This window comes from Agathobaculum sp. (assembly GCF_050946325.1).
In the GTDB taxonomy this organism is placed as follows: Bacteria; Bacillota; Clostridia; order Oscillospirales; family Butyricicoccaceae; genus Agathobaculum.
Genome location: NZ_JBMNUP010000082.1, coordinates 1 through 8,165, shown reverse-complemented (window position 1 = coordinate 8,165; position 8,165 = coordinate 1). Strand labels below are relative to the sequence as shown.

The 8,165-nt window shown below is 51.9% G+C and carries 10 protein-coding genes; 5 read left to right on the top strand and 5 right to left on the bottom strand.

The window, feature by feature from the left end:
• On the top strand, window positions 1-252 hold a 252-nt coding region (locus tag ACOYIE_RS07355; protein WP_433411885.1), incomplete at its 5' end, for a 3H domain-containing protein.
• 57 nt (window positions 253-309) lie between these two features.
• Here ACOYIE_RS07355 and ACOYIE_RS07350 read toward each other — a convergent pair.
• Window positions 310-687, bottom strand: coding sequence for a metallopeptidase family protein (locus ACOYIE_RS07350; protein WP_433411883.1), 378 nt, complete (start codon window positions 685-687; stop codon window positions 310-312).
• Between the two features lie 148 nt (window positions 688-835).
• On the opposite strand from ACOYIE_RS07350, the gene ACOYIE_RS07345 reads away from it, so the two are divergent.
• On the top strand, window positions 836-1,390 hold the full coding sequence (locus ACOYIE_RS07345) for a hypothetical protein (protein WP_433411881.1): 555 nt from the start codon (window positions 836-838) through the stop codon (window positions 1,388-1,390).
• Window positions 1,391-1,435: 45 nt separating this feature from the next.
• On the opposite strand, the gene ACOYIE_RS07340 is transcribed toward ACOYIE_RS07345, so the two are convergent.
• The 3 genes from ACOYIE_RS07340 to murC form a co-directional block, all read right to left on the bottom strand.
• Entirely contained in the window at window positions 1,436-2,062 is a 627-nt protein-coding gene (locus tag ACOYIE_RS07340; RefSeq protein ID WP_433411879.1) for a hypothetical protein, read from the bottom strand.
• A 158-nt stretch (window positions 2,063-2,220) separates the two neighbouring features.
• Window positions 2,221-2,832: an AAA family ATPase gene (locus ACOYIE_RS07335; RefSeq protein ID WP_433411876.1), complete on the bottom strand. Its 612-nt coding sequence runs from the start codon at window positions 2,830-2,832 to the stop codon at window positions 2,221-2,223.
• Window positions 2,833-2,998: 166 nt separating this feature from the next.
• Window positions 2,999-4,369, bottom strand: coding sequence for a UDP-N-acetylmuramate--L-alanine ligase (gene murC / locus ACOYIE_RS07330; RefSeq protein ID WP_433411874.1), 1,371 nt, complete (start codon window positions 4,367-4,369; stop codon window positions 2,999-3,001).
• Window positions 4,370-4,493: 124 nt separating this feature from the next.
• On the opposite strand from murC, the gene spoVG reads away from it, so the two are divergent.
• Window positions 4,494-4,754, top strand: a complete 261-nt coding sequence (gene spoVG, locus ACOYIE_RS07325; RefSeq protein WP_433411872.1) for a septation regulator SpoVG — start codon at window positions 4,494-4,496, stop codon at window positions 4,752-4,754.
• Between the two features lie 58 nt (window positions 4,755-4,812).
• Entirely contained in the window at window positions 4,813-5,949 is a 1,137-nt protein-coding gene (locus ACOYIE_RS07320) for an MGDG synthase family glycosyltransferase (protein WP_433411870.1), read from the top strand.
• A gap of 78 nt (window positions 5,950-6,027) precedes the next feature.
• Here ACOYIE_RS07320 and ACOYIE_RS07315 read toward each other — a convergent pair whose 3' ends face one another.
• Entirely contained in the window at window positions 6,028-6,522 is a 495-nt protein-coding gene (locus ACOYIE_RS07315) for a TetR-like C-terminal domain-containing protein (protein WP_433411887.1), read from the bottom strand.
• A 253-nt stretch (window positions 6,523-6,775) separates the two neighbouring features.
• On the opposite strand from ACOYIE_RS07315, the gene ACOYIE_RS07310 reads away from it, so the two are divergent.
• The coding region (locus ACOYIE_RS07310; protein WP_433411868.1) for an efflux RND transporter permease subunit at window positions 6,776-8,165 on the top strand (1,390 nt) is incomplete at its 3' end.

Below are 8,165 nucleotides of genomic sequence, written 5' to 3'. Positions count from 1 at the left end.
GATCTGGGCGGCGCAGCGATTGATGTCACCGTTGAGCATTCTGTGTATGGGCAGATTTGCGCGCCGCTGCATCTCTTTTCCCGCTTTGACGTGGATGCTTTCTGCCGCAAGCTGGAAACCCCAGGCACCCTTCCGCTCTGCGCACTGACCGACGGCATCCACCTTCACACGCTGCGCGCAAAAGACGAGCAAACCCTTGACAGGGTGGTGCAGGGTCTGAAAGAAAAAGGGTTTCTGCTGCCTGAAAACTAACCGTCTTTGCCTCATCATCCAAACGTCAGAACGCATCTGCATGCGGACTGACGTTTTTTATTCTTCCGCTGTCCGCGCACGATAGGCCGCAATCTGCTCTTCGTCCCATACCTCCAGGTCGTGTACGCCTGCGCGGCCTTCCATATGATGCCGAAATTCATGCCGCAGTACCCTGCGCATTTCTTCCAGCAGCGAGGCTTCATCCAGGTGGCCGAAAACCCGCCGGAAAGAACCATAAAACAGTACAATATATTTGCCCATCGCAGGGTCTACGCGATATTCTCCCAGGATATACAGATCTCCGTGCTGATCCGCCGGATGGAGCCGGCGCCCGCTATCCACCAAAATACCGCCGTTGAGTTCATCAAAAAACGTATCCGGCAGCTCATCTGCCAATGTACCGAGCAATTCTTCAAAACGATCAATCGAAATCATATCTCTTCCCTTCCCTGCCTTCACTATAACACAGCCCCGCGCCAGATGCAATCCTCGCAATTTTATTTTACAGGTGTCTTGACACCAATCCAAGTTTGCGGTATACTTGTGACCGTTAACAAAAGATCGGAAAGGACTTTAAAGCATTATGACGAAGAATAAACACCTGTATCATCTGGCGGTTGCCGGCGTACTGTGCGCAGTCGGCATTGTCATCCCCATGTTCATGCCCAAGGTCATGCTCGGCCCCATGACGTTCACGCCGGCCAGCCATGTGGCTATTTTCCTGGCTATGTTCATCTCTCCTGCGGTGGCCGTTGCCGTCAGTATCGGTACGACAATCGGCTTTTTTATCACCACACCCGCAATTGTCGCGCTTCGTGCGGCCTCCCATCTGATATTCGCGCTCCTCGGCGCTTGGTACTTGAGCCGTCATCCGGAAACGATTGAAAAGCCGCTGTCCAGCATCGTATTCAGCTTTTTGGTCGCTCTGTGCCATGCTGTAGCCGAAGTGCTCGTCGTTACCCCGTTCTTTGTATCCGGCTCGCTGTTCTCCGCTGCGCAGCTGCAGAACGGCTTCTTTGCCAGCGTCGTCATCCTGGTCGGTTTGGGCACGCTCATCCACTCGATGATCGATTATACCATTTCTGTGCTGATTTGGAAGCCTGTCAAGATGGTCGTCCGCGAAACACGGAACACCTGATTCCAGATCGTCCGATCCCCCGACATTGTCGGGGGATTTTTTTCTTTACTGCACCGCCGCGCCGCCCCACTCGACCACAGTAAAACCTTCCCGCACAAAGGGAGAAAAGCGCTGCGGCGCAATCTCAACCGGATTTTTCAGCGGTTTCCACGCCATAAACACGCGCAGGAGCTGATCGGGCTGCGGCACGATCGTGAGCGCCGCAGTTTCCGTATACTGCTCCCCCTGGAAGGAGATCAGGTTATAAGCATTGTCCTGCATTTTGGGCAGCCAATACACAATAAACTCGTTATACTCCCGCGGCGTCAGCCCGATCTCTGCCAGCATCTCCTGCAAAAATGCAGCCGTATCCTCGCCTGCCACGCAGAATCCCTCAGAAAAATCATATTCCGTTTCGGATTCTCCTTCCCAGAACAGGTAGGAATACGGTTTCCCATCCGCCGCATTTACCAGCGTCCCGTCCGGATATGCCGTCACCTTCCAGCCGTCTTCGTAGGCTGGATACGTCGCAGTCAGCTCGCCGTCATAATCCAACCGGACCGAAATCTCGGCCACATCCTCCGGATAAAGATAAATCACCGGTTTTGCATCCTCCTGCTCCGCCGCACTGCATGCCGCTATTCCGGCAAGTACCGTCGCTGCCGCCAGCATTCCTAACAGCCTGCGTTTCATACGCTTTCCTCCTCTGTATGCCCCCGTTTCATTGTCTGTCTCTATCTATTCAGACGATCCACTTTCTCAAAACGTTCCGCACCTTTAAACGCGAAAGGACCGCGCTCACCGGCGCGGCCCCTTCGCTCTCTTTTCTTCTCGCTGTATCAAAAAGCTGATTATTTCTTCAGCTTATTGACATAATCTACAATAATATCCACCGATGCATCCACACCCAGACGGCCGGCATTGATGCACAGATCGTAATGATCACACTTACCCCAAACCTTGCCGGTATAGTAGTTATAATATGTAGACCGCTGCTTATCCATCTTCTCCAGCGCAGCCTCAGGCGTTCTGCCCTCTATCTCATAATCGCCGCAGCTCTGGATCCGACGGATGCGGTCTTCCAGCGAACCGTGAATAAAGAAATCAAAGCGGTTGCCAAAATCACGCAGAACATGATCGGCACAGCGGCCGACAATGACGCACGGTCCATCCTGCGCCAGCTCACGGATGACGTTGGCCTGCGCCAGATAAAGCTGGTCGGTCAGGCTCATGCCGTTCAGGCCGACGGAGCCAAACATCGTCAGAGAATAAAGGAAGCTGTTGGTGGCGCGCTTATCCAGCTGCTCAAACAGCTTTTCATCAAAGCCGGTCTTCTTGGCCGCGCGCGTAATCAGCTCGCGATCATAGAAGGCGATGCCCAGACGCAGCGCCAGCTTCTGGCCGATCTCCCTGCCGCCCGTGCCATATTCACGGCCAATCGTGATGATTAAATTGTTATTCATAACGCACCCTCCTTATTGCCATCCAACTTATACAAAGTGCATAACTCTTTCTAATGTCAGTATGCGCTATTTTATCATTTTTGTCAAGACGAAATACATACTTTTTCAAAATCACCGCTGCAAAAAAATGGAGGACCGCTGCAGCGGTCCCCCATATACTCCATTTTCACTTAATCAGCATCGGTCCAACATCGTTGATATTGCCCGCTCCCATCGTAATCACCAGGTCGTTCGGTCCGGCCTCTCTGCGCAGATAGTCTGCAATTTCCGCAAAGCTGTCAAACGATTTTGCGCCCGGCACTTCCGCAGCCAGATCGCTTGCGTAAATGCCAATCGTATTCTGCTCCCGCGCGGCAAAAATAGGCGCCAGAACGGCAATATCGCACTGCTTCAGCGCCTCTACAAATTCCGGAAACAGCGCTTTGGTGCGCGTATAGGTATGCGGCTGGAACGCGCACAGAATCCGGTCAAACTTCATCTCCTTGGCGGTGGCAAGCGTGGCTTTCATCTCGCTCGGGTGATGCGCGTAATCATCCACAACAGTCGCTCCGCTGCGCATCTTGCCAACCAGCTGGAAACGGCGGGAAGAACCGGTAAACTTGTTCAGTCCGCGCGCAGCCGTGTCCCCCGATACGCCGAGGAACTCCGCCGCTGCGCAGCAGGCCAAAGCATTGAGCATATTGTGACGGCCGGGCACAGAAAGGGCAACCTCGGCGTATTGCTTCCCTTCCACCAGCACAGTAAACCGGTAATAACCGTTTTCATCACGAATATCCACCGCACGAACGTCCGCGTTTGCATTCAGGCCAAACGTACGCACACGGCGGTCCAGCCTATCTACGCAGCGCATAGCGTTTGGATCGTCCCCATTGACAACCACCAGTCCGTTCATCGGCGTCAGCTCCACAAATGAACGGAAAGAGTGTACAATGTCGTTCAGATCCTTGAAAAAGTCCAGATGGTCTTCCTCAACATTGAGCACAACCGCCACGGTCGGCGCAAAGCGGAGGAAAGAATTGCAGTACTCGCAGCTTTCTGCCACAAAGCAGCCTTTGCCGCCAATACGCAGTGTGCCGCCAATTGCGGGCAGGTTGCTGCCCACCATGACCGTCGGGTCCATCTGCGCCTCCATCGTCATCAGCGTCATCATGGAGGTCGACGTCGTCTTGCCGTGCGTTCCTGCCAAACATACCACATTATCGTAGTCGCGCATGAGGTGTCCCCATGCTTCAGCGCGCTCCATCACAGGAATGCCCAGCGCATGCGCACGAACAATTTCAGGGTTTTCATCATGTACGGCCGCCGTGCGCACAATCAGCGCTGCACCCTCCACATTTTCCGCCTTGTGTTCATAGGTGATATGCGCGCCCAGCGCCTCCAGGCGGGCAGTAACATCCGTGCGCAGACGGTCCGAGCCGCTGACCGGTACGCCGCGGCTGAGCAGCAGCTCGGCCAGCGAATTCATGGATACGCCGCCAATGCCGATCAGGTGAATTTTTTCCTTATTTTCAATATATGGCTTAATAGAAAGGGCCATTTTCCCAAAGCCTCCCACATTCCTTTTTTATTAACAACTACGGTATATTATAGTACAGTCTGCCCAAAATATAAATAGTCAAAAAGACAAATTTACGCATCTGTAAAAGAAAAAGGAGTACATTATGGAAATCACTGACATCAAATTCCGCCGCACAGAAGCATATGGCCGTCTGAAAGCGCTTGTTTCCGTCACCTTTGACAACACGTTTGCAGTACACGATATCAAAATCATTGACGGACAGGACCGTTTGTTTCTTGCCATGCCCTCCCGCCGCATGCCGGATGGCCGCTATCGGGATATCGCGCACCCTGTCGGAAACGCTTTGCGGGATGAGCTTGAGCATCGCGTACTCGACGCTTATCGAGCCTCTTTTCCGCAATGATTTGCTTTTTGCTCCGCTTTGATGTAAAATAACTCTTATACAAGGAGAGTAGGAAAGTATGAGAGTTTTGATTTTATCGGTCACAGCGGGCTTTGGCCATCACGCCACCGCCAAGGCCATCGGCGATATGCTTACAAGCAAGGGAGCGGAAGTGCATACGCTTGACGTATACGCCTATATCAGCAATCTGGTCAAGGAAACCATTGACAAGGGCTATCTGTTTTCCTCCAAGCACATGCAGACGCTGTATCGTCTGGTGTATCAGCTTGCGGAAAACGGCGGCTCGGGTTACTTTAATGCAGCGCCCAGCATCATCAACATTATCAACGCATTGGGAGCCTCCAAATTTGCCAAGGTGCTTTCCGGCTATGCGCCGGACGTCATCATCTGTACGCATGTGTTTGCTGCGCAGATGGTGGACGAGCTGAAAAAGCGAAAAAAACTTGCAGATATCAAAACGGTCGGCATTGTAACCGACTATACCCTGCACCCCTTCTGGGAAGATGTTCCGCGGGTGCAGTATGTTGTCACAGCAAGCGAGCTGCTTACCTACCGCTGTGTGCAGCGCGGTCTTCCGGCTGAACGGATTCTTCCGTTTGGTATTCCCGTGCATCCCAAATTCAACCAGCACCTGTCCCGTGAGGATGCGGCGGCACAGCTTGATATTGATCCCAGCCGTCCGACGATTCTTCTGATGGGCGGCAGTATGGGGCATGCCGACCATGTCAAAACACTGGAAAAGCTGACGGTGATCGGCCTGCCGCTGCAGCTTCTTGTGGTCTGCGGCAATAACAAAAAGCTGCTGCTGCGCGTTGAGCAGTTCGCCGCGCGATACGAAGGCTGCTGCACGGTAAAGCCCTACGGCTTTGTCCACAACGTTGAAGTGATGATGAGCGCGTCTGACTGCATTGTATCCAAACCGGGCGGGCTGACCGTTTCCGAGGCGCTGGCCAAAAATCTGCCCATGCTGCTGGTCGACCCCATTCCGGGTCATGAAGAGCGCAATGTCGATTTTCTGGTCAACAATGGTATGGCCGCGCTGATTACCAAGTATTTCCCCATCGACGAGGCGGTATACGAACTGTTCCACAATCCCGTGCGCCTGAAAAGCGTGCGGGAGATGATGAAAGCCATCGCCCACCCTGACGCCACGGAACGCCTGGCCGATTTTGTTCTGCAATGGAAAGAAAACTGACAGGACTTACCCTTCTATGGCATAACACCTTTCTTCCATAAAAAAACGTGCGCATCTCTGCAAAGATGCGCACGTTTTTTATACCCCAGCTGACGGAAGCAGCGGTGCCAGTATTTTTGTCATCAGAACAATCATTTCGCTTTTGGGAATCGGATGCGGTTCTGCAATCCATTTTTCCAGCATACCCACCATACCGGTCGCTACAAAACGCGCCACATAGATGTCCTCTGTGCTGCGGAACGGCAGGTTTTCCAGCCGGCATTCTTCCATCACATGAATCATTTTTCTGCCAAAGCCTTTTCCGCTGCCCACCTTAACCAGTTCAATTACCACTTCACGGTTTTCTTCCAGATAATCCATTGCCCGCCGCAGCACAGGCTGCAACGTTGCCGTCTCGCTGGGCCGCAGGTCGGCAATCATTGCGCGGAAATCCTGAATCATCTCATTCTCAATCTGCTCGCGCAAATCATATACATCCCGATAATGCGCATAAAATGTACCGCGATTAATATCCGCCTCACGCACCACATCTGTTACTGTGATACTTTGAAAATCTTTCTGCTGCATCAGCATTGTTAACGCCTGTCGCAGCAGTTTTTTTGTGCGCCGAATTCGCTTGTCCTCCTGTCCAGACATATCTCTTCCTCCATTCATCCGACACAATTGTAAATTTTTTCGTATAAACAAACACTTTATCATACTTTTGTTTGTTAATATTCATTTTTTATAAATTTGATTGTTGTGTCTGTTATCCTCATGCACTATACTATATCACGAATAGAAACCGAACGCAATGTTCATTTTCCAGAAAGTTGGTGTTTTTCTTTTGAATCTAAAAGGACACAGTCCTGTTGATCTGATTATCAACAACCGAAAGCGTATCGAGCGGGTATTCACCATTCTTGTCATTATCTGTCTGATATTTGCACCCATGGTGGGCGTAAATTATGACTTGACCAAGTATTTGCCCGATTCAACCGACTCCGCACAGGCAATTGATATTCTTGAACAGGAATTTACCTACCCAGGTATGGGCCGCGTTATGCTTCAGGATGTAACGCTGTACGAAGCCAAAACCATCAAGGACCGCATCGCAGATGTTGACGGCGTAGATTTGATTATGTGGTGCGATTCGACAACCAACATTTATGGGTCGAGCGAATTCATCAACTACTCTGACATTGACGATTATTATAAAGACGGCGATGCCTATATGGACATCACCTTTCTGGAAAGCGACTCCTCTCCGCGCACCCACCGCGCCGTACATGAAATTGAGCAAATTGTCGGCGATCGCGGCCTGGTTGCCGGCTCCGCCGTATCGGATACAAACCTTGGCCCCACCATCAACCGTGAAGTCGCGCTTGTTATGGTGCTTGCGGTCATTTTCATTTTTGCCATTCTGGCAGTTACAACAACTTCCTGGTTTGAACCTGTTCTCTTTTTGATGGTCATGGGCATTGCCATCATCCTGAACATGGGTTCCAACATTATTTTCGGCGAAATATCGTTTATGTCCAACGCAGTCGGCGCAGTTCTGCAGCTTGCCTGCTCTATTGACTATTCCATCTTTCTGCTGCACTCGTTCTCCCACGAAAAGGCGAACGGTATTGAGCCCGAGCAGGCAATGGCCAACGCACTGCGCAGTGCCGTTACCTCTATCGGCGCGTCCGGTATGACAACCATCGTCGGCTTTCTGGCGCTCGCGCTCATGCGCTTCGGCATCGGTCCGGATATGGGCTTTGTTCTTTCAAAGGGCATCGCCTTCAGCCTGCTGACCGTTTTGCTGCTGATGCCTGCGCTCATCCTGCGTTTTCAGGGGCTGATTGAGAAAACGCAGCATCGTTCGTTCATGCCCTCGTTCCGCCGCTTCGGCGAGTTTGCCTATAAAATCCGCGTTCCGGTTATGGCCGTTGTGCTGATTCTGATCGTACCCTGTTATATCGCGCAGGGCATGGCGGACTTTACATTCGGCAACGAAGCGGTCAGCAATTCCCCCGGCACACCGGTCTATGAGGCCGAACAGATCATGAATGAAAAATTCGGCCAAAGCAACACCATGTTGGCACTGGTCCCTGCAGGGGATAATTTAAGCGAAAAAGCGATGAGCGAACAGATTGATGCTCTGCCTTATGTAAAACGTGCAATGGGGCTTGCTTCTGTGCTGCCGGAGGGAATTCCTGAAGATTTTCTCCCTGCCAGCGTGACGGGACAGC